Source organism: Aeromonas sp. CA23 (assembly GCF_002587065.1).
GTDB classification, from domain to species: Bacteria; Pseudomonadota; Gammaproteobacteria; order Enterobacterales; family Aeromonadaceae; genus Aeromonas; species Aeromonas bestiarum.
This window is the reverse complement of record NZ_CP023818.1, coordinates 2,197,528-2,223,857: the sequence shown is the minus strand read 5'-3', so window position 1 is coordinate 2,223,857 and position 26,330 is coordinate 2,197,528. Positions and strand designations below refer to the sequence as shown.

Here is a 26,330-nt window from a genome sequence, read left to right as displayed (position 1 = left end):
TTTGATGGCCGCCTATCAGACCGCACTCGGCCTAGCGGGTCAAGCCGTGTGCCAACCGGTACGACAGAGTTTGTGCGACATCACGCCAGCGCGGCCCCGACGAGTCTACAATAGCGGCTTTCAGGATGGAGTCTTTTATGAATCAACGTATTGTCATCATCGCCAACGGCGCACCCTACGGTAGCGAATCCCTGTTCAACACCCTGCGGCTGGCCATTGCCCTGGGCGAACAGGGCGGTGCCAGCCTGCAACTGTTCCTGATGTCCGATGCGGTCGGCGCCGCACTGGCGGGGCAAGCCCCGGCCGAGGGGTACAATCTGCGCCAGATGCTGGAGATCCTGCTGGCCCAGGGCACCATCATCCGACTGTGCAAGACCTGTACCGATGCCCGCGGCATCACGGCCCTGCCGCTCATCGAGGGGATCGAGATCGGTACCCTGCCGCTGCTGGCCCAGTGGACCCTGGCGGCCGACAAGGTGCTGACCTTCTAGTAGATAGAGCGATGGGGGCAGAGGTTGATCTGCAACAAGCCTGCGCCATTTGAAGACCTGCCCCTTGCTGTTAATGTCTACACTGTCAGTTAGATAACAAAGTACGCGCCGTCATTTTCGTTCAGGGAACAGCCATGAATCCAACCGAACAGACTCTGCTGGAACAGATGCGGATCACAGAGTTCGAAATCGCCCATCGCAAGGAGCTGTTGCTGCTGGGCGAGGACGATTTCACTCTGCTCGCCAGTTATCGCGTCAAGATAGAGCCCCACATAGATGCGCTGGTCGACAAGTTCTATATGCTGCAGACCGGGATCACCGAGATTGCCCTGCTGATCGGCGACGCCGATACGCTCACCCGGCTGCGGTCGGCCCAGCGCCGTTACATCCTCGACCTGTTCAGCGGCCAGTATGATCTGGAGTACGTCAACAACCGGTTGCGGATCGGGCTGGTGCACAAGCGGATCGGGGTGGAGCCCAAGCTCTATCTGGCCGCCATCAACACCCTCAAGGGGCTGCTCATCGAGGATATCTTCACCCAGATAGACCATGAGCCGGATCGCATCACAATGCTGACCGCCCTCGACAAGCTGTTCCTGTTCGACATCACCCTGGTGTTCGAGACCTATATCCGCAGCCTGGTGTCGGAGATAGAGTCCTCCAAGGAGAAGTCGGAGATCTACGCCAAGTCGCTGGAGGAGAAGGTGCGCGAGCGCACCCAGCAACTGGAGGAGATGAGCCGGACCGATGCCCTCACCGGCCTGCTCAGCGTGCGCCACCTGCAGGAGAACCTGACTCGCACCCTGCGCACCTGCCAGCGCCGCGCCGAGCCCGTGGTCATCGCCTACCTCGACATCGACGACTTCAAACAGATCAACGACACCCAGGGACACCAGCGGGGAGATGAGATACTGCGCATCGTCGGCGCCTGCATTCGCAAGGTGTCGCGGGCGGAGGATTGCTGCTTTCGCTACGGCGGGGATGAGTTCTGCCTGATCCTGCCCAACTGCAACGAGGATCAGGCCAGGGACGTCTATCTGCAACGGCTGACCCACACCCTGGCAGAGCAGCTAGGGGACGTGACCCTCAGCATCGGCATGGTGCAGACGGGCCCCATCCAGTTCGACGAGGGCAACAGCCTGATCCGGCTGGCCGACGAGCGCATGTATGCCGCCAAGAAGGCGATGAAGCAGGTCAACCTGAAGGAGACCCACTAACCCTCGCGGGAACAGGCTTTCGTCACCTCGGGGCGCGGGATCCGCGCCCCCCACTCGTACAGCAGAAAGGTCAAGATGCAGCACAGCGCCATCAATATGTAGAGTGACGGCCCGCCCCACAGCTCCAGGATCCAGCCCCCCAGCACGGCCCCTATGGCACCGCCCAGCCCGGCCAGCGCACCGGCCCCGAAATAGCTCCCCTTCAGATGAGGGGGCGACATCTGATCGATCAGCACGTTGAGCAGCGGGAACAGTATGGTCTCCCCCACGCTCAGCAGCAGCACGGCCCCGATCCAGTGCGACCACTGCGCGGGATCCCCCAGCGCAAACAGCACCTGAGCCCCCAGAAACAGCATGATGCCAAGCTGCAGCCGTACCTTGCCTGGCCAGCGGGCGAGCAGATGCAGCAGCGGGAATTGCAGCAAGACCACGGTCAGCGCGTTGATCGTCACCAGAATGGCGACCAGCCGCGCCACCTCCGGGGTCTCGGCCCGGGTCAGGTACTGCACCAGGGGTGAGTGAAACTGGGAGTAGACCAGCACCATCAGCAGGTTCGCCATTACCAGCAGCAGAAAGCCCCGATCCAGCCACAGCACCTTGATGGCGGCCCGCAGACCCAGGCCGCCACCGCGCCGCTCTTCCTCATTCAGCCTGCGAAAGCCCCAGACGAAGGCGGCCCCCAGCAACAGATAGCTGCCGGAAAGCAGCAGGAAGGTCTGCTGCTGGGCGCTGATGCCCATGGTCACCCCGAGCAGGGGCCCTGTCGCCGCCCCCAGGTTGAGCAGGAAGTAGCGCATATGCAGCGCCAGCTCGCGCGCCTTGGCCGAAGCGAGACTGTCGGCCATCAGCGCCTTGCCCGGTGCATCGATGAGACCGGAGGAGAGACCGCTGCCGATCACCCCGACCCCGAGCCAAAGCACTGAGTGGGAGAAGCCGAGCAGGCCGTAGCAGAGCAGCGCCACCAGGCAGCCGGCCAGCAAGATGTTGCGCCGCCCAAGCCGGTCCGACAACCAGCCGCCATAGAAGCTGATCAGGGTGGAGAGCGCCGCGCTCGCTCCCAGCATGGCCCCAATGCTGGTGGCCGAGAGGGCATACTCCCGATAGAGCAAGATGGAGAGAAAAGGCCAGACCATGTAATAGCTGGTGCGCACCATGAAGGTACCCAGGATCACGGTCCAGACCAGCGGGGGAAACTGCCTGAGGAGGGCCCACGACATCATACTGCTCCTTGTTGCCCGTCGCGCGGGGAGCCCATTGTTGTAACAGAGGGCTTCATAAGAAACAACATCGCCGCCGAGCAGGCACAAAAAAGCCGACCCTGAGGTCGGCTTTTCAACGGCACGGCAGCCTTATTCGGCAGTCGGCTCTTCGGCAACAGCCACGTCAGCAACCGGTGCGGCGGCTTCGGTCGGTGCATTCGCTTCCTTGATGGAGAGACGCACGCGGCCTTGACGGTCCACTTCCAGTACCTTCACCTTCACAACATCACCGATCTTCAGGAAGTCGGCCACGTTCTGCACACGGGCATCGGTGATTTGGGAGATGTGTACCAGACCGTCTTTACCCGGCAGGATATTGACGAAGGCGCCGAAGTCGGCCAGACGCACAACCTTGCCTTCATAGATGCGGTTCACTTCGATCTCGGCGGTGATGGCCTCGATGCGACGAATGGCTTCCATGGCGGCTTCGTTGGCAACGGCGGAGATGCGGACGGTACCGTCATCATCCAGCTCGATGTTGGTGCCTGTCTCTTCGGTCAGCGCGCGGATCACGGAACCACCCTTGCCGATCACGTCCTTGATCTTCTCAGGATTGATCTTGATGGTGTGGATGCGCGGGGCGAAGTCGGAGATTTCGCTACGCGGCGCCTGGATGGCTTCGTCCATCACTTTCAGGATGTGCAGGCGAGCACCACGGGCTTGCTTGAGGGCAATCTCCATGATCTCTTTGGTGATGCCTTCGATCTTGATGTCCATCTGCAGCGCTGTGATACCTTGAGTGGTACCAGCCACCTTGAAGTCCATGTCGCCCAGGTGATCTTCGTCACCCAGGATGTCGGACAGCACGACGAAACCTTCTTCTTCCTTCACCAGACCCATGGCGATACCGGCAACGGAGGCCTTGATCGGCACACCCGCGTCCATCAGCGCCAGGGAGGAACCACAGACGGAGGCCATGGAGGAGGAACCGTTGGATTCGGTGATCTCGGAAACCACGCGCACCACGTACGGGAACTCGGCGGCGCTCGGCATCACGGCAGCAACGCCGCGCTTGGCCAGACGACCATGACCGATCTCACGACGCTTGGGGCTGCCCATCATGCCGGTCTCGCCGACGCAGTACGGCGGGAAGTTGTAGTGCAGCATGAAGCGGTCGGCACGGTGGCCAGCCAGCTCGTCGATGTTCTGGGCGTCACGCTCGGTACCCAGGGTCGCAACCACGATGGCCTGAGTCTCACCACGGGTGAACAGGGCGGAGCCATGGGCGCGCGGCAGAATGCCGGTGCCAACGGACAGGGCACGGATCATTTCCGGATCGCGACCATCGATGCGCGGCTCGCCACGGACCACACGGCCACGGACGATGCGGCTTTCCAGGCTGTGGAACTCTTCGCCGATCTTCTTGGCATCTTCTTCCACGCCGGAGGCGATCACTTGCTCAACCACACGGGACTTGATGGCACCGATGGCGGCGTAACGCACGGCCTTCTCGGTGATGCGGTAAGCTTCACCCAGCTCGGCGGTGGCCAGCTCGGCAACCTTGGCTTTCAGCGCTTCGTTGGTCGCAGGCGGGGTCCAATCCCACGGCTGGGTACCCACCTCGGCGGCGAATTCGTTGATGGCGTTGATCACGACTTGCATCTGCTCGTGGCCATAAACGACGGCGCCCAGCATGGTCTCTTCAGACAGGATGGCCGCTTCGGATTCGACCATCAGTACCGCGTTGGCGGTACCGGCAACCACCAGGTCCAGATCACTCTGGGGCAGTTCGGCTGTGGTCGGGTTCAATACGTACTGACCGTTCATGTAACCCACGCGAGCCGCGGCAATCGGGCCACCGAACGGGATGCCGGAGATGGCCAGTGCAGCAGAGGCACCGATCATGGCAACTATGTCTGGGGAAACCAGCGGGTTCACGGACATTACGGTGGCAACCACCTGAACCTCATTGAGGAAGCCTTCCGGGAACAGCGGACGAATAGGACGGTCGATCAGGCGGGAGGTGAGGGTTTCGCCTTCGCTCGGACGGCCTTCACGACGGAAGAAACCACCCGGGATACGACCAGCAGCATAGGTACGCTCCTGGTAGTTGACGGTCAGCGGGAAGAAATCGCGACCGTGATCGGCCTCTTTCTTGCCTACTACGGTCACAAATACGCAGGTATCGTCCATGCTGACCATTACGGCCGCAGTGGCTTGACGGGCCATCACACCGGTTTCCAGAGTGACGGTGTGTTGACCGTACTGGAATGACTTTACAATAGGATTCACGTGAATTTCCTTTTTACAATTTGGCTCTTTAAATTCGCGTGCAAGTATACTTGATTCGAACCAAAAGGTAAGCAGTGACACAAATTCTGTGAAGCCGGTAACAGCCTGACGCACAATAAAAAAGGGGAACCCTGAGGTTCCCCTTTTTCGCGAAATCTGATGGTCGATTAACGACGCAGACCCAGCTTGGCGATCAGAGCAGCATAACGCTGAACATCTTTACGCTTCAGGTAGTCCAGCAGCTTGCGACGCTGGGAAACCATGCGCAGCAGACCACGACGACCGTGGTGATCTTTAGCGTGCTCTTTGAAGTGACCTTGCAGATGGTTGATCTGGGCAGTCAGCAGGGCAACCTGCACTTCGGGGGAGCCAGTGTCGTTGGCGCAACGAGCGTTGTCAGCAACGATGGAAGCTTTGATCTCAGCATTTAGAGACATGGTATTACTCCAAGTAGAGTGTTTAAAGGTTCACAGCCAATCTCTAATTCAGCCGTGAAATGAGGGCGGTATCATAATCGTCCCCGTCACTTTTCGCAACGGGAAAGACGCCCAGATGCCGCCTGAGGATCACTCCTCGTCGTGATCGTCGTGGTAGCGCACCAGACGCTTGGGGGCAACCCGCCCTTCGTCGTCGATCTCGCCCACCCCGATGAACTCACGCTCAGGGCCGACCGTCATGCGAACCTGGCCGCTTTGCGGCGCGCCAGCTACCTGCACGGCCTGACCCTGGTTCACATAGGCGGCCACCGCCGCCAGCATGTTCACCTCGGGCAGCGCGGCCACGGCGGTATCCATCGGCAGCAACAAGGGATCGAGCTGCTCCCGTGGCGGGATGCTTTCGGCCTTGGCCTGTTCGAAGATGCACTCGAGCTGTTCCAGGGTCAGCATCCGCTCATAGGGATAGCTGGCCACCTGGGTGCGGCGCAGCTGGGTGACGTGAGCGCCACAACCCAGCACTTCCCCCAGATCGTCCACCAGGGAGCGAATGTAGGTGCCCTTGCTGCAGTGCACCTCCAGCTTGACCTCATCCCCTTCAAAGCTGATGAGCTTGAGCTCGAACACCGTGATGGGACGGGCTTCACGCTCTATCTCTATGCCTTCACGGGCATATTCGTAGAGCGGGCGACCGTTGTGCTTGAGGGCGGAGTACATGGACGGCACCTGCATGATGGGGCCGCGGAACTGGTCCAGCGACTCGATCAGGGTGCCCACGGCCACGTTCACCGGCCGGGTGGAAACCACCTCGCCGTCGGAGTCGCTGGTGTTGGTGCGCTCGCCCAGCTTGGCGGTCACCTCATAGCGCTTGTCCGCTTCCAGCAGATACTGGGAGAACTTGGTGGCCTCGCCGAGACAGATCGGCAGCATGCCGGTCGCCAGCGGATCCAGAGCACCGGTGTGACCGGCCTTAGCGGCGTTGTAGATACGCTTGACCTTCTGCAACACATCGTTGGAGGTCAGACCGGTCGGCTTGTCCAGCAGCAGGATGCCGTGTACGTCACGACCCTTGAAACGGCGTCTACGAGACATCTCAGGCTTTATCCTCTGTATCATCCGGTGCGGCTTCGTCTTCTTCACGGCCGGCTTCGGCCATGCGACGCTTGTCGTCACGCACTGTGTTGGACACCAGGTTGGAGATGCGCATCCCCTCGACCAGGGTCTGGTCGTAGTAGAAGCGCAGCTCGGGCACCACCCGCAGGCGCATGGCACTGCCGAGCAGGCTGCGGATGTAGCCGGCCGCTTCGGTCAGGCCCTTGAGCCCTTCCGCGATGCGCTCGGCATCGATATCCAGCTGCAAGAAGGTGACATAAACCTTGGCATAGTTGAGGTCCTTGGACACTTCCACGTCCGAGACGGTTACCATGCCGATGCGCGGGTCCTTGACCTCACGCTGCAAGATCAGCGCGATTTCACGCTGGATCTGCTGGCCGACCCTGTTGGTCCGGCTGAATTCTCTGGCCATATTCTATCCTGCGATAAAAGGGGGCCGCGGCCCCCTATTTTGTCTAACTCTCGGCTTACAGAGTCCGTTGAATTTCAATGGTCTCGTAAACTTCGATCTGGTCGCCTTCGCGTACGTCGTTGTAGTTCTTGACCGCGATACCACATTCGTAACCGTTGCGGACTTCGTTGACGTCATCCTTGAAGCGGCGCAGGGATTCCAGCTCGCCTTCATAGATAACCACGTTGTCACGCAGAACACGGATACGGTTGGAACGCTTGACCACACCTTCGGTAACCATACAGCCGGCAACGGCGCCGAACTTGGGTGACTTGAAGACGCTACGCACTTCAGCCAGACCGATGATCTCCTGACGATACTCAGGAGCCAGCTTGCCGCTCATGGCCTGCTTCACTTCGTCGATCAAATCATAGATGACGGAGTAGTAACGCAGATCCAGGCTCTCGGACTCGATGACCTTGCGAGCAGAGGCGTCGGCACGGACGTTGAAGCCCACCAGGATGGCGCTGGAAGCCGCTGCCAGAGTGGCGTCGGTTTCGGTGATGCCACCGACACCCGAGCCCACGATCTTGACCTTGACTTCGTCGGTAGAGAGCTGGACCAGCGCATCGCAAATCGCTTGCACCGAACCCTGTACGTCGGCCTTGATCACCACGTTCACTTCGGACACTTCGCCCTCGGTCATGTTGGCGAACATGTTTTCCAGCTTGGCCTTCTGCTGGCGAGCCAGCTTGACGTCGCGGAACTTGCCCTGACGATAGAGTGCCACTTCACGGGCCTTCTTCTCGTCACGTACAACGGTGGCTTCATCACCGGCAGACGGCACCCCGGACAAACCCAGGATTTCCACCGGCAGGGACGGACCCGCTTCCTTGATTTCACGACCCAGCTCGTCACGCATGGCACGGATACGACCGTATTCCAGACCACACAGTACGATGTCGCCCTGGCGCAGAGTACCTTCTTGTACCAGCACTGTGGCAACCGGACCACGACCCTTGTCCAGGAAGGATTCGATCACGACGCCGCTGGCCATGCCATCGACAACCGCTTTCAATTCCAGTACTTCGGACTGGATCAGGATGGCTTCCAGCAGGTCGTCTATGCCTTCGCCAGACTTGGCGGAGACGTGAACGAACTGGCTGTCGCCACCCCAGTCTTCGGACATGACGTTGTAACGGGCCAGCTCGGTCTTGACGCGATCCGGATCCGCTTCGGGCTTGTCGATCTTGTTGACCGCAACCACGATGGGCACTTCTGCCGCCTTGGCGTGCTGGATGGCTTCGATGGTCTGCGGCATGACGCCGTCATCGGCAGCAACAACCAGAACGACGATATCGGTCGACTTGGCACCACGAGCACGCATGGAGGTAAAGGCCGCGTGACCCGGGGTATCCAGGAAGGTGATCATGCCACTGTCGGTTTCGACGTGGTAAGCACCGATATGCTGGGTGATGCCACCGGCTTCGCCAGCAGCGACCTTGGCTTTACGGATGTAATCCAGCAGCGAGGTCTTGCCGTGGTCGACGTGACCCATGATGGTCACGACAGGTGCGCGCGGCTTGGCTTCGGAGGTCTCGTCACGATCGGACAGTACCGCCTCTTCCAGCTCGTTCTCACGACGCAGCACAACCTTGTGACCCATCTCTTCGGCGACCAGCTGGGCTGTCTCCTGATCGATCACCTGGTTGATGGTCGCCATGGCGCCCATCTTCATCATCGCCTTGATGACTTCCACGCCCTTGACGGCCATCTTGTTGGCCAGTTCGGCCACAGTGATGGTTTCGCCGATGACGACGTCACGGTTAACCACGGCCGCAGGCTTGTTGAAGCCGTGCTTCATGGCATTGGGCATGGCCACCTTGCCGCGCTTGCCTTTACGGGCACGCGGGTTGCGGGAGTCGCGATCATCTTCACGACGACCGGCCTTTTTCGGCGCCTTGACGGCGGCGGCGGCGGTACGACGGCTGGTCTCTTCCTTCCGGTCCAACTCGTCTTCTGCGGCTTGCGCATGCTTGTTGGTGGTCAGATGATAGTCACTGCTCTCTTTGGCGCGAGCAGCTTCTTCTTCAGCCCAGCGAGGGCCGTTTTGTTCCGCCATGACGCGAGCCTCTTCGGCTTTCTTCGCGGCGAGTTCTTCTGCTTTTTGCAAAGCGGTTTGATCCTGTTGGCGCTTCAGTTCTTCTGCTTCGCGCTTGGCCATCTTTTCTGCCTCTTGCTGAGCTGTGCTACTGGCTGCTTTGGCGGGCTGTGGAGCCTGTCGAGCCTTTTGTTGTGCCTCGATCCGCGCCTTTTCCTCAGCTTCACGACGAGCCTGCTCAGCCTCACGGCGAGCCTTCTCTTCAGCATCGAGACGAACCTTGTTTTCGGCCTCGCTACGAGCTTTTTCTTCTGCTTCCAAACGCGCTGTTTCCTCGGCTTCCGCCTGGCGCTGTTCATCTTCCAGCGCCGAGCGTCTTACGTAGGTGCGAGATTTACGCACTTCAACCTGCACTTCCTTGTTCTTGCCGCCAGTCCCCTGAACACTGATGGTGCTCTTGGTCTTGCGCTGCAAGGTCATGCGGGCAGGTGCGGTGACCTCGTCACCTCCATGCTGTTTCTTCAGATGGGTCAGCAGAGTCTGTTTCTCAGACTCGCTAACCATGTCGTCGGCCTTGCTCTTGCTGATACCGGCATCGACAAACTGCTGGAGAAGACGATCAACCGGTGTGTCGATGTCAGTGGCAAGTTGTTTGACTGATACTTCTGCCATTCATTTTCCTCCGTTTGATCTTACTCAGACTGCTCTTCTCCGAACCAACAGATATTACGAGCAGCCATAATCAGCTCACCGGCTTTCTCTGCCGTCAGCCCTTCAATATCAGCAAGGTCATCGATGCCTTGCTCTGCCAAATCTTCCAGGGTGCCGATACCGCGAGCGGCCAGGGCATACGCCATGTCACGGCCAAGGCCGTTCAGATTGAGCAGATCTTCGGAAGGTTCTACACCTTCAAAGGATTCTTCTTTGGCCAGAGCCTTGGTGGTCAGCGCATTCTTGGCGCGCTGGCGCAGCTCTTCAACCATGTCTTCGTCCAAGCCATCGATGGCCAGCAGCTCGTTGACCGGTACGAAGGCGATCTCTTCCAGGGTAGAGAAGCCTTCTTCCATCAGCAGACCGGCGAAATCGTCGTCGATGTCGAGGGTGCTGGTGAACAGGGTCAGGATGCGGTCGTTCTCGGCCTGGTGCTTGGCACGCATGTCCTCAACGGTCATGACGTTCAGCTCCCAACCGGTCAGCTGGGATGCCAGACGCACGTTCTGACCGTTGCGACCGATGGCCTGGGCCAGGTTGGCGGCTTCCACGGCGATATCCATGGTGTGGTTGTCTTCATCCACTATGATGGAGGCCACATCGGCGGGCGCCATGGCATTGATCACGTACTGGGCGGGGTTGTCATCGTACAAGACGATGTCGGCACGCTCACCGCTCAGCTCGGCGGAGACGGCTTGCACACGGGCACCGCGCATGCCGATACAGGCACCGATCGGATCGATACGACGATCGTTGGTCTTCACCGCTATCTTGGCGCGGGAGCCCGGGTCACGGGCGGCGCCCATGATTTCGATCATCTCTTCACCGATTTCCGGTACTTCGATGCGGAACAGCTCTTTCAGGAAGTCCGGGCTGGAACGGCTGACGAACAACTGGGAACCACGGGCTTCGGGACGCACGGCGTAGAGCAGGCCACGGATGCGGTCGCCCGGACGGAAAGTCTCGCGCGGCAGCATGTCGTCACGGAAGATCACGGCCTCGGCATTGCTGCCCAGATCCAGAATCACGTTGTCACGGTTGCTCTTCTTGACCACACCGCTGATGATGGTGCCTTCCTTGTCCTTGAACTGGTCAACGACTTGGGAACGCTCGGCTTCGCGCACTTTCTGCACGATAACCTGTTTGGCGGTCTGGGTGGTGATACGGTCGAAGGTCACAGAGTCGATCTGGTCTTCTACATAGTCACCGAGCTGGATCTCGGGCTGCTCGATCTGAGCGGCTTCGAGGGTGATTTCACCGTACGGGTTCTCCATTGCAGCCTGATCGGCCACCACAACCCAGCGACGATAGGTATCGTAGTCACCGGTCTTGCGATCGATTTCGACCCGAACTTCAATCTCGCCTTCATATTTTTTCTTGGTCGCAGTCGCCAGCGCGGTCTCCAGAGCCTGGAAAATTTTCTCGCGGGGCACAGCTTTCTCGTTGGATACTGCGTCAACGACCAGCAAAATCTCTTTATTCATATCCGATAGCCTCGTTAACCAAAGTTCGGCACTATGTTCGCTTTTTGGATATTGGTGAAAGCCAACACGTCGTCCTTACCATCTACTGTCAGGGTGATCATGTCGCCTTGCACAGCTTTGATTACGCCTTTGAACTTGCGGCGGTTATTTGTTGCCATCCGCAGCTGCACCGCCGCCTCTTGGCCAACGTATTTTTCGAACTGGGCAACCTTGAACAGCGGACGATCCAGACCAGGGGAGGATACTTCCAGGAAGTATTCTTCTGTGATGGGATCCTCGACATCCATGATGGCGCCAACCTGATGGCTGACTTCAGCACAGTTCTCGACAGTCACACCATTCTCGCCGTCGATAAAGACACGCAAAGTGGAGTGGTTACCCGCGCGGATAAACTCAATACCCCAAAGTTCAAAACCCAAGGCAACGACCGGAGCCTCGAGCAGATCGGTCAAACGTTGTTCCAACGTAGCCAAAGTCACCCTCCGAAAAACAAAAAAAGGGCATAAAGCCCAGATAGAGATCGATTCAGAGTAAATCGCACATAACAAAAAGCCCCGATGTCAAATCGGGGCTTGGCGCTTTACCCTGATTGTCGCCTCGCAGCGACCGCCTTCCTGAGCGTAGGAAATGCGTGAAATTTGGTTGCGGGGGCCGGATTTGAACCGACGACCTTCGGGTTATGAGCCCGACGAGCTACCATGCTGCTCCACCCCGCGTCCGAAATCGTGCGAGATTATAGCCAGTTCATTCTCTTCACACAAGACTGACTGGCTATAATATACCCGGTTGCCCGAGCTCACTACTTAATTGGTGCCGTGGGCGGGACTCGAACCCGCACACCCTAGAGCACTACCCCCTCAAGATAGCGTGTCTACCAATTCCACCACCACGGCAAAACTCACTTATTCGGGAACGTCAGTGTCTTTCTTTACTGGCGCTTTGGTCTGCTCAACCTGTTGGGTTTGTTGCAGATTTTCCCATTCACTACCCTGTTTGACCTTGTTGCTGGACATAGAGCCGAGCACCAAGCTAATCAGAAAGAACAGAGTAGCCAAAATTGCTGTTGTTCGGGTCAGGAAACTGCCTGAACCACCGGAGCCGAATACGGTATTCGATGCCCCTGCGCCGAAGGAGGCGCCCATGTCAGCCCCTTTACCTTGCTGAATCATCACCAGACCAATCAGAGCCAGTGAAACCAGCAGATAAACGACTAAAAGAATTTCGTACATTTAACTTGCACCCTTTGCCGCTTCAACAATTCCTAAAAACGTCTTGTCATCGAGACTCGCTCCACCAATCAGGCCACCATCAATGTCGGGCTGGGCAAACAAATCTCTCGCATTGGTCGGTGTCACGCTCCCACCATAGATGATTCTAACTTTCTCACCTATTACCGGAGTATCCTCCGCCAAGCGACCACGTATAAAGGAATGAACCTCTTGTGCCTGCTCGGGTGTGGCGCATTTACCTGTACCTACAGCCCAAATCGGCTCGTAGGCGATGATAGCATTATCGAAAGCCATCGCGCCATTTTTCTCTATGACGATGTCCAGCTCTTCGGCGATCACCTCGAAGGTTCTTCTCGCCTGCCTCGCCGCGCCCGATTCACCCAAACAGAGGATGGGGATCAAGCCTGCCGCTCTGGCTGCCGCAAACTTCTCTGCGACGATAAAGCTGGTCTCACCAAAGAGACGCCTGCGCTCGGAGTGCCCTACCAGTACGTAACGACACCCTGCCTCAACCAGCATCTGACACGAGACTTCACCCGTGTAAGCGCCAGCCTGGTGCTGACTCACATTCTGAGCCCCCAACTTCATCACCTTCTGCTCGTTGAGCAGAGCGGCCGTGAAGTCGAGATGCACATGGGATGGACACAAGACCACATCTACTCGCTCATCCATGCCTTGCAGGCACTGGCCAGTAAACTGCTCTAACTGCGACCTACTACCGTGTAACTTCCAGTTGGCGGCTACAAACGGCTTGCGATGTCCCATCGGCAACTCCCTTGCGAAAGCGGGGCTGATAATATCCAGAGGATTGTCAGCTGACAAGCGCTATTTTTGAATTTTCGAATCGTTTGAACAAGATACAACCAGGGCGGCTAAAAAGCCGCCCATTTTGTTCATTAAAACGCCGATTCGACCTGTTGAGCGATGCGTTGTGCCATATCACGCACCTGCTGCTCATGCTCACCTTCCACCATGACCCGGATCAGGGGTTCGGTGCCGGATTTGCGCAGCAGGACGCGGCCACGGCCAGCCAGCTCCTGTTCCACCTTGGCCACTTCCTGGTTGACGGCATCAGCCGCCAGCGGATCCTTGCCCTCGGCAAAACGGACGTTCACCAGCACCTGCGGGAACTTGCTCATGCCGGAACGCAGCTTGGCCAGCGGCATCTCGGCGGTGCAGATGGCCATCAGCACCTGCAGGGCAGCGACGATACCGTCCCCTGTGGTGGTCTGATCCAGGCAGATGATATGACCGGAGTTTTCACCCCCGATACGCCAGCCCTTCTCGTTCATCATCTCCAGCACGTAGCGGTCACCCACCTTGGCACGGGCGAACGGGATGCCCAGAGTCTGCAGCGCCAGCTCCAGGCCCATGTTGGCCATCAGGGTACCAACCACACCGCCCTTGAGGCGGCCGTTGCGCAGCGCATCGCGGGCGATGATGTAGAGGATCTCGTCACCGTCGATGATGTAACCCGTGTGGTCCACCATCACCAGGCGATCGCCGTCGCCGTCGAAGGCCACGCCCAGATCCGCCTTGCACTCCAGCACCTTGGCCGCCAGCGCGTCGGGAGCGGTCGAGCCGACACCGTCGTTGATGTTGAGCCCATCCGGGCTGCAGCCGATGGCTATCACCTCGGCGCCCAGTTCGCGGAACACGGAGGGGGCTATGTGATAGGTAGCGCCATTGCCGCAGTCGACCACCATCTTCAGCCCTTCCAGGCTCAGATGGGAAGGGAAGGTGCTCTTGCAGAACTCGATATAGCGACCCGCCGCATCCTCGATGCGCACGGCTTTGCCCAAATCCGCAGACTCGACGCACTTGATCTCGTGATCCAGCTCGGCTTCGATGGCCATCTCGACCTCGTCAGGCAGCTTGGTGCCATCGGCGGAGAAGAACTTGATGCCGTTGTCATAGTAAGGGTTATGGGAGGCGCTGATGACGATGCCGGCCTCGGCACGGAAGGTGCGGGTCAGGTAGGCAACGGCCGGGGTGGGCATGGGGCCCATCAGTATGGCCTTGAGACCGGCGGCGGAGAGACCCGCTTCCAGCGCGGACTCCAGCATGTAGCCGGAGATGCGGGTATCCTTGCCGATCAGCACTTTACGGGTGCCCTTCTTGGAGAGCACCTTGCCTGCGGCCCAACCCAGCTTCATCACGAAATCAGGGGTGATCGGGAATTCGCCAACCTTGCCGCGGACACCATCGGTGCCAAAATACTTTCTTGCCATTGTCTGTTCTCGTTTTTTTATTTGGATATGAAATCTTGTCCCGTCATTACCATCCAGCCGGCGCGCAGGGCATCCATGGTCTCTCGCACATCGTGCACCCGGATGATACGGGCGCCATGCTGCATCCCGATGAGCGCACAGGCCAGACTGCCGGCCAGCCGTTCATCAACCGAACGGCCGAGCAGGTTGCCTATCATAGACTTTCGCGACATACCGACCAAGAGCGGAAGCTGGTAATCGAGCAACTTCTCCTGCCAGGCCAGCAGCTGATAGTTGTGTGCCAGTGTCTTGCCAAAGCCGTAGCCCGGATCCAGCAACAGCTGCTGGCGCCCTATCCCGGCGGCCAGACAGGCGGCGATACGCTCGTCGAAGAAGGCCCTCACCTCCCCCAGCAGGTCGTCATAGTGGGGCTCGGCCTGCATGGTTCTCGGCTGGCCTTGCATGTGCATCAGGCACACGGGTACGTCAGCTTCTGCGGCGGCGGCCAGGGCGCCGGGTTCGAGCAAGGCCCGCACGTCGTTGATGAGGTGGGCCCCCGCCTTGCAGCCTTCCCGCATCACGGCAGCCTTGGAGGTATCGAGGGAGATCATCACATCCAGCTCGGCGACCATCCGCTCGACCACGGGGATCACCCTGTCCAGCTCATCCTGCTCGCTCACGTCGGGGGCACCCGGACGCGTCGACTCGCCGCCGATGTCGATGAGGGTTGCCCCGTCGGCGATCATCTGGCGAGCATGGGCCATGGCCCGGTCAACCTGATTGAAATTGCCGCCATCGGAGAAGGAGTCGGGTGTCACATTGAGGATCCCCATCACATGGGGACGATCGAGGGAGAGGCTGAGCCCCTTGCTGGTTAGCTGCATCTTCGCTTCCATTTACATAAAGAAAAACCCCGGGACCAGCCCGGGGTTTGCATCATCACGATTTATTTGGCCGGGAGATCGTTGGCCTTGTCGATGTCGACATCCGCCACCGGCTCCACGTCGGTCACTGCCGGTTTGGCATCCGCCGCGACAGTGGCACCGCCTTGCGGAGTGTCGCTGTGCTCGTCATGCCAGTTGCTGGGAGCACGCACCTCGCGACGGGCCATCAGATCGTCGATCTGCTTGGCGTCGATGGTTTCGTACTTCATCAGCGCATCTTTCATGGTGTGCAACACGTCCATGTTGTCCAGCAGGATCTGCTTGGAGCGGGCGTAGTTGCGATCGATGACCTGCTTGACCTCGGCGTCGATGACGCGCGCTGTGTCATCGGACATGTGCTTGGCCTTGGCCATGCTGCGACCGAGGAACACTTCACCATCTTCTTCCGCATAGAGCATGGGACCGAGACGCTCGGACATGCCCCACTGGGTAACCATCTTGCGAGCGATGTCGGTCGCACGCTCGATATCGTTGGATGCACCGGTCGATACCTTCTCGGCACCGTAGATCAGCTCTTCCGCCAGACGACCGCCGTACAGGCTGGAGATCATGGACTCCAGGTGCTGCTTGGAGTGGCTCCAGCGATCCTGCTCGGGCAGGTACATGGTCACACCCAGCGCACGACCGCGCGGTATGATGGAGACCTTGTAGACAGGGTCATGATCCGGTACCAGACGGCCTATGATGGCGTGACCCGCCTCATGGTAAGCCGTCATCTCCTTCTCGGAGTCTCTCATCACCATGGAGCGACGTTCCGCACCCATCATGATCTTGTCCTTGGCCTTCTCGAATTCGGTCATGGAAACCACTCGACGGCTCTCACGGGCGGAGAAGAGGGCGGCTTCGTTGACCAGGTTGGCGAGATCAGCACCGGAGAAACCTGGGGTACCGCGGGCAATCAGGGCCGCATTGACATCATCTGCCAACGGCACCTTGCGCATGTGCACCTTCAGGATCTGCTCGCGACCGCGCACATCCGGCAGACCGACCACGACCTGACGGTCGAAACGGCCCGGACGCAGCAAGGCAGGGTCCAGTACATCGGGACGGTTGGTGGCGGCGATGACGATGACGCCTTCATTGCCTTCAAAACCATCCATTTCGACCAGCATCTGGTTCAGGGTCTGCTCACGCTCATCGTGACCACCGCCGAGACCGGCGCCACGCTGGCGACCGACCGCATCGATTTCATCGATGAAGATGATGCAGGGGGAAGACTTCTTGGCCTGCTCGAACATGTCACGCACCCGGGAGGCACCGACACCCACGAACATCTCGACGAAGTCGGAACCCGAGATGGTGAAGAAAGGCACCTTGGCCTCGCCCGCAATGGCCTTGGCCAGCAGGGTCTTACCGGTACCGGGAGGGCCTACCAGCAGTACGCCGGTGGGGATCTTGCCACCCAGTTTCTGGAACTTGCTCGGATCGCGCAGATAGTCGACCAGCTCTTTCACCTCTTCCTTGGCCTCATCGCAGCCTGCGACGTCGGCAAAGGTGGTCTTGATCTGATCTTCACTCATCAGGCGAGCCTTGCTCTTGCCGAACGACATGGCACCCTTGCCACCACCGCCCTGCATCTGACGCATGAAGAAGACCCAGACACCGATCAGCAACAGCATCGGGAACCAGGAGATGAAGATAGAGGTCAGCAAAGACGGCTCTTCCGGCTTCTCGCCCATCACTTTGACATTGTGATTGAGCATGTCGTTGAGCAGCTGGGGATCCGGCGCCGGTATGATGGTGGTGAAGCGTTCACCAGTGCGCTTGACGCCATTAATGACCTTGCCATCCATCCGCACTTCACGGATCTGCTCTTGGGTCACTTCTTTAACGAAGCTGGAATAGTCCAGCTGGCGACTGGTGGTATCGCTGGGGCTGAAGCTATTGAACACCGACATCAACACGACGGCGATGACCAGCCACAGGATTAGGTTTTTCGCCATGTCACTCAAATCAATGACCTCGCAGACTGACAGTTAACGATGAAGGTTAGGGTACTACAGTTTAAAACCGGTAGCCACAATGTAGACTTCTCGTGAACGGGCACGAGACGAGTCTGGTTTACGAATCTTGACAGCAGAGAAAAGCTTACGAATTTCATTGAGATAGGCATCAAACCCCTCTCCCTGGAATACCTTCACCACGAAGCTGCCATTACTGCGCAATACCTGGTTGCACATGTCGAGCGCCAGCTCGACCAGGTACATGGCGCGGGCCTGATCCACCTGTTGGGTGCCACTCATATTGGGCGCCATATCAGACATGACCAGGTCCACCTTGTCCGGACCGACACGGGCCAGCAAGGCGCCGAGTACAGTTTCCTCCCGAAAGTCCCCTTGCAGGAAATCGACACCGGCAATGGGATCCATCGGCAAAATATCACACGCGATGACCCGTCCATCGTCACCCACCTGCTCAACGGCAAACTGGGACCAGCCACCCGGGGCCGCCCCCAGATCCACCACTGTCATGCCGGTACGGAGCAATTTGTCCTTGCCCTGGATCTCATCAATCTTGAAAACAGCGCGGGAGCGCAGCCCCAACTTCTGGGCTTTTTTGACGTATTGATCGTCGAAATGTTCTTTTAACCAGCGGCTTGAGCTGGGGGAACGTTTTTTCTGGGTCATGATTGTCGACTTTAAAAAACCACAAGGGTTATTAGTATTAAGGGCTAAGTGGGGGTAGAATACGCCCCTTTCAACCCTGACTTATGAAGAAATTGCCATGATTCTCAACAATAAACAGAAACAGTACCTCAAGGGCCTTGCCCACAGTCTGAAGCCCGTTGTCCTGCTGGGTCAACATGGTCTGACCGAAGGCGTACTGGCCGAGATCGATCTGGCCCTGAACTACCACGAGCTGATCAAGGTTAAGGTTGCGTCTGAAGATCGTGAGATGAAACAGCTGGTTATGGATGCAATCGTCCGTGAAACCGGCGCGGTCAAGGTACAGAGCATCGGCCACGTGCTGACCATCTACCGTCAGGCCAACGAGCCGAAAATCCAACTGCCCCGCAAGTAACAGGAAAGAGCCTCGCTCTTTCCTTCATTTCCCTTCTTCCCAAGTCGCTTGCCAAAGTAGTCTCCAGGCCCTTAACCTGCGATGAATACTCGTGGACACCCCGCTATGGATCACCATCAGATTCTCACCGAAGATGAACTGGCCATGTTACGGGACTTGGGGAGCAGTCAGGAGACGGCCGCCGGACAATCCCTGAGCGGTTATCTCGCCACCCCCTTGCTCGGACTGCTGCAACGCGCCGATCAACTGGTGCTCGAAGCCCGCTTCGCCGGGCATCAACTCCGCTTTCCGCTGCGCTTCACCCAGGGGGACGATGGCTTCGTCGAACCGCGCATCGCCGCGCCCGTCATCAAGGAGCTGGGTTATCCCCATCTGCGCGCCTGGCGCCTCGACCAAGAGGCGCGCCTGAAGGTGGCCGATACCGAGTGTCTGGTGCACAGCCTGTCGCTGGACGGATTGGTGGTGGAGGGCTTGCCCGCCGGCCTGACGATAGGCGCCACCCTCAGCGGCACCCTGCTCATCCAGGAACTGGCCCCCCTGCCCCTCTGCGCCGAGCTGGTCAGACATATCCATCAACGCAATGGTGTACAGGGCTGGGCACTGCACTTCCAGATGGCCAAGCCGGATCTTGAGCAACTGCGCAGCTGGATGTTCCAGCGCCATCAGGACGCCTTCACCCAGGCTTACCAGCCCCGCTAAATACAAACAGGGGAGCCGGGCTCCCCTGTTTCAGGCATCACCTCACATCAGAGGTAAGCGACGGCCAGAACTTCGTATTCCACATCGCCGGCCGGCGTCTTGACGATGGCCACATCGTCCACTTCCTTGCCGATCAGGGCACGGGCGATGGGCGAGTTCACTGAAATCATGTTCTGTTTGATGTCAGATTCGTCGTCACCCACGATACGGTAGACAACTTCCTCTTCCGTCTCGCTTTTCAGTAGGGTCACGGTCGCCCCGAAGATGACGCGACCATTGTTGGTAATCTTGGTGACATCGATCACCTGGGCATTGGAGAGCTTGCTCTCAATTTCCTGAATGCGGCCTTCACAGAAGCCCTGCTGCTCACGGGCGGCATGGTACTCGGCGTTTTCTTTCAGATCACCATGTTCACGGGCATCTGCAATCGCTTCGATAATCTGCGGACGAAGCTCGCTCTTCAGATAGTCGAGCTCTTGACGCAGCTTTTCAGCGCCGCGAACAGTCATCGGAGTATGATTCATAGTCGAAACCTGGGTTGCTTGAAAAGAGAAGCTGCGGCTATCAAAGAGAGCCGCAGCTATCGGTTCGGATGAGGCATCTTAATATGAAGCCGGCACAAAATCCATGTCAGTCCCTGCGAGCGGGATCGCGCTTTGCCATCGACACTACTTCTGCTCAGAGACGCCGATTGGGGCCGATACTGTCGGCTTGCCCTGCATGATGGCGATCTCCACCCGCCGGTTCATGCGCCGGTTTTCCGGGGTGGTGTTCGGCACCAGCGGCTGGGAATCGGCCATGCCCTGCACCACCAATCGCCCGCCGTCGAAGCCGGGCACCTTGATCATCTGATGGGCCACCGCCACCGCCCGCTGGGAAGAGAGCTCCCAGTTGGACTGAAACAGCTCATCTTCGGTGGCCACATCATCGGTATGACCCGAGATGGTGATCTCCCCCGGTACATCCTTGAGCAGAGTCGCCACCTTGCGCACCACGGGCCAGAACTGGGGCTGCAGGAAGGCGGAACCAGCCGGGAAGGCCGCCTTCTCGCGGATCCGTATGATAATCTGCTGACCCAGCGCCTCCACTTCGATGGCACCATCCTGGATCTGGGCCTTCATCTGCTCCGCCAGCTCCTTGGCCAGGGCATTGGACTGCTCCTGCTGTTTCTGCGCCTCCTGCCGGGTGTCGCCCCCCACCAGCTTGTCTTCGCTCTTGTCATGACCCCCGGCCTGATCGGCGTCACCTGGCTGGAAGTCCAGCTCTGTCTGGGTCATGTCCATGGTCTGCTGCATGATGGTGTCTATGGGGGTCGGCTCGGGGCGGCCCGGCCTGAACTCGAGGGCAACGACGGACGTCCCCTTGGGTATGTCTTTGACCTCCAGAATATTCTGCACCCCGAACGCCTTCTCCATGGAGCCGGCGATCTGCTTGAACTTCTGCACATCCATCTCGGCGAAGGAGAGCAGCAGCACGAAGAAGCACATCAACAACGACATCAGATCGGCGAAGGTGCCCATGTAACCGGGCAGACCAGGTGGCGGACACTTGCACTTAGCCATGGGGATTACTCGCTGCCATTGTTGCGTTTGGACTGGTTCAGGTAATTTTGCAGCATGGACTGGATCACCCGCGGGTTCTGGCCATCCTGAATGCCCATGATGGCGTCCAGCACCAGGCAGCGGCTCAGTTGCTCTTCACCGCTGCGCAGCTCCAGCTTGTCGGCGATGGGGATCGCAATCATGTTGGCCTCGATGGCGCCATAGAGGGTGGTGAGCAAGGCCACCGCCATGGCCGGGCCTATGGATTTGGGATCGCTCATGTTGGCCAGCATGGCAACCAGACCCACCAGCGTGCCTATCATCCCCATGGCGGGCCCCAGATCCCCGAGCGCGCGAAACACCTTGATGGCGATGACATGCCGTTCGGCGGTGAGCTCGATGTCCTTCTCCATCACGCCGCGGATGACATCGGCATCGTGCCCGTCCACCAGCATGTCGATGCCTTTTTTCATGAAGGCATTCGGCACTTCGGCGGCTTCCAGCGCCAAAAAGCCCCCTTTACGGGCCGCATCGGCCAGTTCAACCGCCTTGATGATGAGGTCATCCAGCTTGTCGCCCTTGTAGATGAATGCCTTGCCGGCCACCTTGAACGCCATCAGGAACTGACCGATGTTGAACTTCATCATGCAGATAAAGAGGGAACCCAGTATGGTGATATAGACCGAAGGCATATCCACATACATGCTCATGGGGCCACCCAGCAGCATGCCGTACACCACGACCCCAAATCCCAGCACTATGCCAATCAGACTACCTAGATCCACATCCCTACTCCTGTCAGCTGAAATTCGTTGTATCTGCAGTTTGTTGAATTTTCTGCTATTGGCTCATCAGCGGCAAGGGCCACCACGTTTTTCCTAGTTCACAAGATGGCTTGTTATCGGCCACTTTTCCGAGAGTTTAAGCTGACCGCACTTTTCAGCCTCCCCCCTGCCCGCCGTCGATGTTAAGATAAGCCGTTTTTTTCAATCCCCGAGGATGGACATGGCCAGTAAAAAAATCGACCGCCTGAGTTTTGATGCCACTCTGGAAGAGCTGGAAACCATAGTTCATCAACTGGAACAAGGTTCCTTACCGCTGGAAGAGGCCCTCAAGCAGTTCGAACAGGGTGTCCACCTGGTGCGGGCCGGCCAGCAGAAGCTGGAACAGGCCGAACAGAAGATCCAGATCCTGCTGACTCAGGCCGATGGCACAGAGCAAGCGGTCCCCTTCCAGCCAGAGCAAGGAGAGGAGTGAGTGACGCTGGACGATTTTTCCCGCCTGCATCGTCAACGTATTGACGACTGCCTGTCTGCACAACTTGAATCCTTGCCCGCCATGGCCCCGCGTCTGCGCGATGCCATGCGCTATGGCCTGCTGCTCGGCGGCAAGCGGGTGCGCCCCTTCCTGGTCTACGCCGTAGGCGAGATGCTGGGCGTCAAGAGCGAGCTGCTGGATGGCCCCGCCGCCGCGGTGGAGTGCATCCACGCCTACTCCCTGCTGCATGACGACCTGCCCGCCATGGACAACGACGACTTGCGTCGCGGCCAGCCGACCGTGCACAAGGCATTTGACGAAGGCACCGCCATCCTGGCCGGCGATGCCCTGCAGACCCTGGCCTTCGCCATTCTGGCCGATCACCCCATGCCGGCCGCCCTGATGGCCAACCGGGTGCGGATGCTGAGTGCCCTCGCCCGCGCCTCCGGCTACCTCGGCATGTGTGGTGGTCAGGCGCTGGATCTGCAGGCCGAAGGGCGCCAGATCAGCCTGCCCGAGCTGGAGCAGGTGCATCGCCACAAGACCGGGGCCCTAATCGAGTGCGCCGTGGCACTGGGTGCCCTGTGCAAGCCCGACGTGGACGACGCCACCCTGGCGGCGCTGCAAACCTATGCGGCCGCCATAGGCCTCGCTTTTCAGGTACAGGACGATATCCTCGACATCACGGGCGATACCGCCACCCTGGGCAAGCCGCAAGGCTCGGATCTGGCGCAGGAAAAGAGTACCTACCCGGCCCTGCTCGGACTCGACAATGCCCGTGAGCTGGCTCGCGAACTGCACGGTAAAGCCTTAACAGCCTTGCAATCTTTGCCCTACAATACCGACATTCTGGAAGCGTTTGCCGATTACATCATCGAGCGAACCCACTAAACGCTGGATAACAGTAACAATATGAGCGTTGATATAAGCAATTTCCCCAACCTGGCCCTCGCGGATACGCCGGTCGAGTTGCGATCCCTGCCCTTCGAGCGACTGCCCGTACTGTGCAACGAACTGCGTGAATATCTGCTGCGTTCGGTGAGCCGCTCCAGTGGTCATCTCGCCTCCGGGCTCGGCACAGTCGAACTGACGGTGGCGCTGCACTACGTCTACAACACGCCGTTCGATCGACTGGTGTGGGACGTGGGCCATCAGGCCTATCCCCACAAGATCCTGACCGGTCGTCGCGACCGGATGCAGAGCATCCGCCAGAAAGACGGCCTGCACCCCTTCCCCTGGCGCGGCGAGAGCGAATATGACGTGCTCTCGGTTGGCCACTCCAGCACCTCCATAGGTGCGGCACTCGGCATGGCGGTCGCCGCCGAGAGCGAGGGTCTGGGTCGCAAGGTGGTAGCGGTGATAGGTGACGGCGCCATCACGGCCGGCATGGCCTTCGAGGCGCTCAATCACGCCGGCGATGTCCACAAGGACATGCTGGTGGTGCTCAACGACAACGAGATGTCCATCTCCGAGAATGTCGGGGCGCTCAACAACCACCTGGCCCGCATCATGTCGGGCAAGCTCTACACCACCATACGTGAGGGGGGCAAGAAGGTGCTGGCGGGTCTGCCGCCGGTCAAGGAGCTGGCCAAGCGGGCCGAGGAGCATCTCAAGGGGATGGTGGTGCCTGGCACCCTGTTCGAAGAGTTCGGCTTCAACTACATAGGCCCCATCGACGGCCATGACATCAACGCCTTGGTCGAGACACTGCGCAACATGCGCAACCTCAAGGGGCCGCAGCTGCTGCATGTCAAGACCAAGAAGGGCAAGGGCTACGAGCCTGCCGAGAAAGACCCTATCGGTTATCACGGCGTGCCCAAGTTCAATCCAGACGAGTGCACCCTGCCCAAGGCGAGCGGCGGCAAGCCGAGCTTCTCCGCCATCTTCGGTCAGTGGCTGTGCGACATGGCGGCCAAAGACGAGAAGCTGGTCGGCATCACCCCCGCCATGCGCGAGGGCTCAGGGCTGGTCAAGTTCAGCCAGCAGTATCCGGATCGCTACTTCGACGTGGCCATTGCCGAGCAGCATGCGGTCACCTTCGCCGCCGGCCTCGCCATCGCCGACAAGAAGCCGGTGGTCGCCATCTATTCGAGCTTCCTGCAGCGCGCCTATGACCAGCTGATCCACGACGTGGCACTGCAGGAACTGCCGGTGCTGTTCGCCATCGACCGGGCCGGTCTGGTGGGCGCCGATGGCCCGACCCATCAGGGGGCGTTCGACATCAGCTTCCTGCGCACCGTGCCCAACATGGTGGTGATGACGCCGTCCGACGAGAACGAGTGTCGCCAGATGCTCTACACCGGCTATCAATGCAACCAGCCTGCGGCGGTGCGCTACCCCCGCGGCAGCGGCACAGGCATCGAGGTGCAGACCGAGATGCAGGCGCTGGCGCTCGGCAAGGGCCGTGTCATTCGCGAGGGCAAGGGCACCGCCATACTGGCGTTCGGCACCCTGCTGCAGCAGGCCAGGGCCGCCGCCGAGGCGCTCGATGCCACCCTGGTGGACATGCGCTTCGTCAAGCCGATGGATGAAACCCTGGTGCTGTCGCTTGCCGCCAGCCATGACCAGTTCGTGACCATAGAAGACAACGCCATCATGGGCGGCGCCGGCTCCGCGGTGAACGAGCTGCTGATGCGCAGCAAACAGTGCAAGCCTGTGCTCAATCTCGGCCTGCCGGATCGCTTCGTGGAGCAAGGCACCCAGGAGGAGATCTACGCGCTGCTGGGACTCGACAGCACTGGCATTCAAGCCAGCATCGAGGCCTGGCTGCTGGCCTGATCAGGCACGTTGACGAGCAAATAAAGAAGGGCGCCTGATGGCGCCCTTCTTGTTATCCATTATTTCAAACCTGTGCACACACTGTCGCGAGAAGGGCGTCAGCAAGGTGAAGAGCAGCGCAGGAACCGGAGCGTATAGACATACGTGAGGATTCCGAGCAGCACATGAGCCTTGATCACGCCCTCGCAGTAAGTGTGAGGACAGGTTTTTATCAGCCCTTGTAGATCTTGGGGTTGAACACATCCCGCAGCCAGTCGCCCAGCAGGTTGATGACCAGCACCAGCACCACCAGACAGATGCCCGGGAAGGCGGTGATCCACCAGGAGCCGGAGAAGATGTAGTTGAAGCCGACGCTGATGAGCGAGCCCAGCGATGGCTGATCCACCGGCATCCCCAATCCGAGGAAGGAGAGTGCCGCCTCGCTCATGATGGCGTTGGCCACCTGCACCGTGGAGATGACCAGGATGGGGGACAGGCAGTTCGGCAAGATGTGGCGGAACATGATGCGCGGGGCACGGAACCCCATCACCTGCGCCGCTTCCACATACTCCTTCTTCTTCTCCGCCAGCACGGAGGCACGCACGGTACGAGCGTACTGCGGCCACTCGGCGATGCCGATGATCACCACCAGCATGACGATGGCAAATTCGGAGTAAACCTCGGAGCCAAAGCTGGCCTGGAAGATGGCGGAGATGATGATGGCCACCATCATGGTGGAGAACGACAGCTGCACATCGGCGAAGCGCATCAGCAGGTTGTCGATGCGGCCACCGAAGTAACCGGCGATCAGGCCGATGACGATGCCGAGCACCAGTTGCAGCCCCACCGCAAACAGCCCTATGGTCAACGAGATGCGGGCACCGTAGAGGATGGTGCTCCAGATGTCGCGACCCTGGTTGTCGGTGCCAAGCCAGAAGCGCTCCTCACCCCCTTCCAGCCAGGAGGGCGGCAGCTCGGCATCCATCAGATCGAAGCTGGTCTGGTCGTAGACGTTGTGCGGCGCCAGCCAGGGTGCCAGCAGCGCAGCCAGCACGAACACCACGAACACCGCAAAGCTGAACATGGCGACTTTATCGCGCAGGAAGTAGTAGACGATGTCGGAATTTTTAAAACGTGCCCAACGGCTTGGGCTTGCAGTTACTGCGTTACTCATGCTTACCCCTTCGTAGCCGGGTTGATGGCAAGACCCGCGTGGTTGCGCCATGTCAAACAGCGGCT

The 26,330-nt window shown here is 59.2% G+C and carries 25 protein-coding genes and 2 tRNA genes; 7 read left to right on the top strand and 20 right to left on the bottom strand.

Annotated features, from left to right (window positions below):
• Positions 1 to 137: 137 nt before the first annotated feature.
• Both CK910_RS10570 and CK910_RS10565 read left to right on the top strand, forming a co-directional pair.
• Positions 138 to 491, top strand: coding sequence for a DsrE/DsrF/TusD sulfur relay family protein (locus CK910_RS10570; protein ID WP_098982814.1), 354 nt, complete (start codon positions 138 to 140; stop codon positions 489 to 491).
• A gap of 134 nt (positions 492 to 625) precedes the next feature.
• On the top strand, positions 626 to 1,708 hold the full coding sequence (locus tag CK910_RS10565) for a protoglobin domain-containing protein (protein WP_098982811.1): 1,083 nt from the start codon (positions 626 to 628) through the stop codon (positions 1,706 to 1,708).
• Here the strand turns inward: CK910_RS10565 and CK910_RS10560 are convergent.
• From CK910_RS10560 to rlmE, 16 genes are all read right to left on the bottom strand, one after another.
• Positions 1,705 to 2,925, bottom strand: coding sequence for an MFS transporter (locus CK910_RS10560; RefSeq protein ID WP_098982808.1), 1,221 nt, complete (start codon positions 2,923 to 2,925; stop codon positions 1,705 to 1,707). The two genes, CK910_RS10565 and CK910_RS10560, sit on opposite strands and share 4 nt — an antisense overlap.
• A gap of 132 nt (positions 2,926 to 3,057) precedes the next feature.
• Entirely contained in the window at positions 3,058 to 5,199 is a 2,142-nt protein-coding gene (pnp, locus tag CK910_RS10555) for a polyribonucleotide nucleotidyltransferase (protein WP_043140206.1), read from the bottom strand.
• Positions 5,200 to 5,366: 167 nt separating this feature from the next.
• Positions 5,367 to 5,636, bottom strand: a complete 270-nt coding sequence (gene rpsO / locus CK910_RS10550; protein ID WP_005317514.1) for a 30S ribosomal protein S15 — start codon at positions 5,634 to 5,636, stop codon at positions 5,367 to 5,369.
• A 129-nt stretch (positions 5,637 to 5,765) separates the two neighbouring features.
• Positions 5,766 to 6,725, bottom strand: a complete 960-nt coding sequence (gene truB, locus CK910_RS10545) for a tRNA pseudouridine(55) synthase TruB (RefSeq protein WP_043140204.1) — start codon at positions 6,723 to 6,725, stop codon at positions 5,766 to 5,768.
• A 1-nt stretch (position 6,726) separates the two neighbouring features.
• Complete coding sequence (gene rbfA / locus CK910_RS10540; RefSeq protein ID WP_042866616.1) at positions 6,727 to 7,158, bottom strand: 30S ribosome-binding factor RbfA; 432 nt, start codon at positions 7,156 to 7,158, stop codon at positions 6,727 to 6,729.
• Positions 7,159 to 7,213: 55 nt separating this feature from the next.
• Complete coding sequence (gene infB / locus CK910_RS10535; RefSeq protein ID WP_098982805.1) at positions 7,214 to 9,910, bottom strand: translation initiation factor IF-2; 2,697 nt, start codon at positions 9,908 to 9,910, stop codon at positions 7,214 to 7,216.
• A 20-nt stretch (positions 9,911 to 9,930) separates the two neighbouring features.
• Entirely contained in the window at positions 9,931 to 11,433 is a 1,503-nt protein-coding gene (gene nusA / locus CK910_RS10530; protein ID WP_043140200.1) for a transcription termination factor NusA, read from the bottom strand.
• A gap of 14 nt (positions 11,434 to 11,447) precedes the next feature.
• Positions 11,448 to 11,906 carry a ribosome maturation factor RimP gene (gene rimP, locus CK910_RS10525; RefSeq protein ID WP_005317527.1) on the bottom strand — a complete coding sequence of 153 codons (459 nt, stop codon included), beginning with the start codon at positions 11,904 to 11,906 and terminating at the stop codon, positions 11,448 to 11,450.
• A gap of 166 nt (positions 11,907 to 12,072) precedes the next feature.
• Positions 12,073 to 12,149, bottom strand: a tRNA-Met gene (locus CK910_RS10520).
• A 92-nt stretch (positions 12,150 to 12,241) separates the two neighbouring features.
• A tRNA-Leu gene (locus tag CK910_RS10515) sits at positions 12,242 to 12,326 on the bottom strand.
• A gap of 9 nt (positions 12,327 to 12,335) precedes the next feature.
• Entirely contained in the window at positions 12,336 to 12,662 is a 327-nt protein-coding gene (secG, locus tag CK910_RS10510; RefSeq protein WP_025326063.1) for a preprotein translocase subunit SecG, read from the bottom strand.
• The gene (gene tpiA, locus CK910_RS10505; protein ID WP_098982802.1) at positions 12,663 to 13,427 is read right to left on the bottom strand and encodes a triose-phosphate isomerase; all 765 of its coding nucleotides are present in this window, start codon (positions 13,425 to 13,427) and stop codon (positions 12,663 to 12,665) included. It abuts the gene before it with no gap.
• 131 nt (positions 13,428 to 13,558) lie between these two features.
• Entirely contained in the window at positions 13,559 to 14,893 is a 1,335-nt protein-coding gene (gene glmM / locus CK910_RS10500) for a phosphoglucosamine mutase (RefSeq protein ID WP_043140194.1), read from the bottom strand.
• A gap of 17 nt (positions 14,894 to 14,910) precedes the next feature.
• Positions 14,911 to 15,756, bottom strand: coding sequence for a dihydropteroate synthase (gene folP / locus CK910_RS10495; RefSeq protein ID WP_098982799.1), 846 nt, complete (start codon positions 15,754 to 15,756; stop codon positions 14,911 to 14,913).
• A gap of 62 nt (positions 15,757 to 15,818) precedes the next feature.
• Complete coding sequence (gene ftsH / locus CK910_RS10490) at positions 15,819 to 17,768, bottom strand: ATP-dependent zinc metalloprotease FtsH (RefSeq protein ID WP_098982797.1); 1,950 nt, start codon at positions 17,766 to 17,768, stop codon at positions 15,819 to 15,821.
• Positions 17,769 to 17,813: 45 nt separating this feature from the next.
• On the bottom strand, positions 17,814 to 18,443 hold the full coding sequence (gene rlmE / locus CK910_RS10485; protein WP_042866625.1) for a 23S rRNA (uridine(2552)-2'-O)-methyltransferase RlmE: 630 nt from the start codon (positions 18,441 to 18,443) through the stop codon (positions 17,814 to 17,816).
• 97 nt (positions 18,444 to 18,540) lie between these two features.
• Here rlmE and yhbY point away from each other — a divergent pair, with 97 nt between their 5' ends.
• Both yhbY and CK910_RS10475 read left to right on the top strand, forming a co-directional pair.
• Positions 18,541 to 18,837 carry a ribosome assembly RNA-binding protein YhbY gene (gene yhbY / locus CK910_RS10480; protein ID WP_042035811.1) on the top strand — a complete coding sequence of 99 codons (297 nt, stop codon included), beginning with the start codon at positions 18,541 to 18,543 and terminating at the stop codon, positions 18,835 to 18,837.
• A 105-nt stretch (positions 18,838 to 18,942) separates the two neighbouring features.
• Positions 18,943 to 19,536 carry a hypothetical protein gene (locus CK910_RS10475; protein ID WP_043140188.1) on the top strand — a complete coding sequence of 198 codons (594 nt, stop codon included), beginning with the start codon at positions 18,943 to 18,945 and terminating at the stop codon, positions 19,534 to 19,536.
• Between the two features lie 47 nt (positions 19,537 to 19,583).
• Here the strand turns inward: CK910_RS10475 and greA are convergent, their stop codons facing one another.
• The 3 genes from greA to pomA all read right to left on the bottom strand — a co-directional run bounded on the left by greA (position 19,584) and on the right by pomA (position 21,862).
• The gene (gene greA, locus CK910_RS10470) at positions 19,584 to 20,060 is read right to left on the bottom strand and encodes a transcription elongation factor GreA (RefSeq protein WP_042866628.1); all 477 of its coding nucleotides are present in this window, start codon (positions 20,058 to 20,060) and stop codon (positions 19,584 to 19,586) included.
• A gap of 144 nt (positions 20,061 to 20,204) precedes the next feature.
• On the bottom strand, positions 20,205 to 21,098 hold the full coding sequence (locus CK910_RS10465) for a flagellar motor protein MotB (protein WP_043140185.1): 894 nt from the start codon (positions 21,096 to 21,098) through the stop codon (positions 20,205 to 20,207).
• A gap of 5 nt (positions 21,099 to 21,103) precedes the next feature.
• Positions 21,104 to 21,862 carry a flagellar motor protein PomA gene (gene pomA / locus CK910_RS10460; RefSeq protein ID WP_043140183.1) on the bottom strand — a complete coding sequence of 253 codons (759 nt, stop codon included), beginning with the start codon at positions 21,860 to 21,862 and terminating at the stop codon, positions 21,104 to 21,106.
• 220 nt (positions 21,863 to 22,082) lie between these two features.
• Between pomA and xseB the strand changes: the two genes are divergently transcribed.
• The 3 genes from xseB to dxs are packed head-to-tail and all read left to right on the top strand — an operon-like array spanning position 22,083 to position 25,112.
• Positions 22,083 to 22,334, top strand: coding sequence for an exodeoxyribonuclease VII small subunit (gene xseB, locus CK910_RS10455; protein WP_005317577.1), 252 nt, complete (start codon positions 22,083 to 22,085; stop codon positions 22,332 to 22,334).
• Entirely contained in the window at positions 22,335 to 23,225 is an 891-nt protein-coding gene (ispA, locus tag CK910_RS10450) for a (2E,6E)-farnesyl diphosphate synthase (protein WP_098982794.1), read from the top strand. It abuts the gene before it with no gap.
• Between the two features lie 21 nt (positions 23,226 to 23,246).
• On the top strand, positions 23,247 to 25,112 hold the full coding sequence (gene dxs / locus CK910_RS10445) for a 1-deoxy-D-xylulose-5-phosphate synthase (protein ID WP_098982791.1): 1,866 nt from the start codon (positions 23,247 to 23,249) through the stop codon (positions 25,110 to 25,112).
• 211 nt (positions 25,113 to 25,323) lie between these two features.
• On the opposite strand, the gene CK910_RS10440 is transcribed toward dxs, so the two are convergent.
• Complete coding sequence (locus CK910_RS10440) at positions 25,324 to 26,265, bottom strand: ABC transporter permease (RefSeq protein ID WP_043140174.1); 942 nt, start codon at positions 26,263 to 26,265, stop codon at positions 25,324 to 25,326.
• Between the last annotated feature and the right edge of the window lie 65 nt (positions 26,266 to 26,330).

Excerpts from the sequence above, each read along its gene's own strand:
- truB (WP_043140204.1), bottom strand. The coding sequence starts at position 6,725 with ATGTCTCGTAGACGCCGTTTCAAGGGTCGTGACGTACACGGCATCCTG.
- yhbY (WP_042035811.1), top strand. The coding sequence starts at position 18,541 with ATGATTCTCAACAATAAACAGAAACAGTACCTCAAGGGCCTTGCCCAC.
- rlmE (WP_042866625.1), bottom strand. The coding sequence starts at position 18,443 with ATGACCCAGAAAAAACGTTCCCCCAGCTCAAGCCGCTGGTTAAAAGAA.
- xseB (WP_005317577.1), top strand. The coding sequence starts at position 22,083 with ATGGCCAGTAAAAAAATCGACCGCCTGAGTTTTGATGCCACTCTGGAA.
- folP (WP_098982799.1), bottom strand. The coding sequence starts at position 15,756 with ATGCAGCTAACCAGCAAGGGGCTCAGCCTCTCCCTCGATCGTCCCCAT.
- rbfA (WP_042866616.1), bottom strand. The coding sequence starts at position 7,158 with ATGGCCAGAGAATTCAGCCGGACCAACAGGGTCGGCCAGCAGATCCAG.
- CK910_RS10570 (WP_098982814.1), top strand. The coding sequence starts at position 138 with ATGAATCAACGTATTGTCATCATCGCCAACGGCGCACCCTACGGTAGC.
- rpsO (WP_005317514.1), bottom strand. The coding sequence starts at position 5,636 with ATGTCTCTAAATGCTGAGATCAAAGCTTCCATCGTTGCTGACAACGCT.
- greA (WP_042866628.1), bottom strand. The coding sequence starts at position 20,060 with ATGAATCATACTCCGATGACTGTTCGCGGCGCTGAAAAGCTGCGTCAA.
- CK910_RS10475 (WP_043140188.1), top strand. The coding sequence starts at position 18,943 with ATGGATCACCATCAGATTCTCACCGAAGATGAACTGGCCATGTTACGG.
- glmM (WP_043140194.1), bottom strand. The coding sequence starts at position 14,893 with ATGGCAAGAAAGTATTTTGGCACCGATGGTGTCCGCGGCAAGGTTGGC.
- infB (WP_098982805.1), bottom strand. The coding sequence starts at position 9,910 with ATGGCAGAAGTATCAGTCAAACAACTTGCCACTGACATCGACACACCG.
- nusA (WP_043140200.1), bottom strand. The coding sequence starts at position 11,433 with ATGAATAAAGAGATTTTGCTGGTCGTTGACGCAGTATCCAACGAGAAA.
- CK910_RS10440 (WP_043140174.1), bottom strand. The coding sequence starts at position 26,265 with ATGAGTAACGCAGTAACTGCAAGCCCAAGCCGTTGGGCACGTTTTAAA.
- CK910_RS10465 (WP_043140185.1), bottom strand. The coding sequence starts at position 21,098 with ATGGCTAAGTGCAAGTGTCCGCCACCTGGTCTGCCCGGTTACATGGGC.
- CK910_RS10560 (WP_098982808.1), bottom strand. The coding sequence starts at position 2,925 with ATGTCGTGGGCCCTCCTCAGGCAGTTTCCCCCGCTGGTCTGGACCGTG.
- secG (WP_025326063.1), bottom strand. The coding sequence starts at position 12,662 with ATGTACGAAATTCTTTTAGTCGTTTATCTGCTGGTTTCACTGGCTCTG.
- CK910_RS10565 (WP_098982811.1), top strand. The coding sequence starts at position 626 with ATGAATCCAACCGAACAGACTCTGCTGGAACAGATGCGGATCACAGAG.
- tpiA (WP_098982802.1), bottom strand. The coding sequence starts at position 13,427 with ATGGGACATCGCAAGCCGTTTGTAGCCGCCAACTGGAAGTTACACGGT.
- dxs (WP_098982791.1), top strand. The coding sequence starts at position 23,247 with ATGAGCGTTGATATAAGCAATTTCCCCAACCTGGCCCTCGCGGATACG.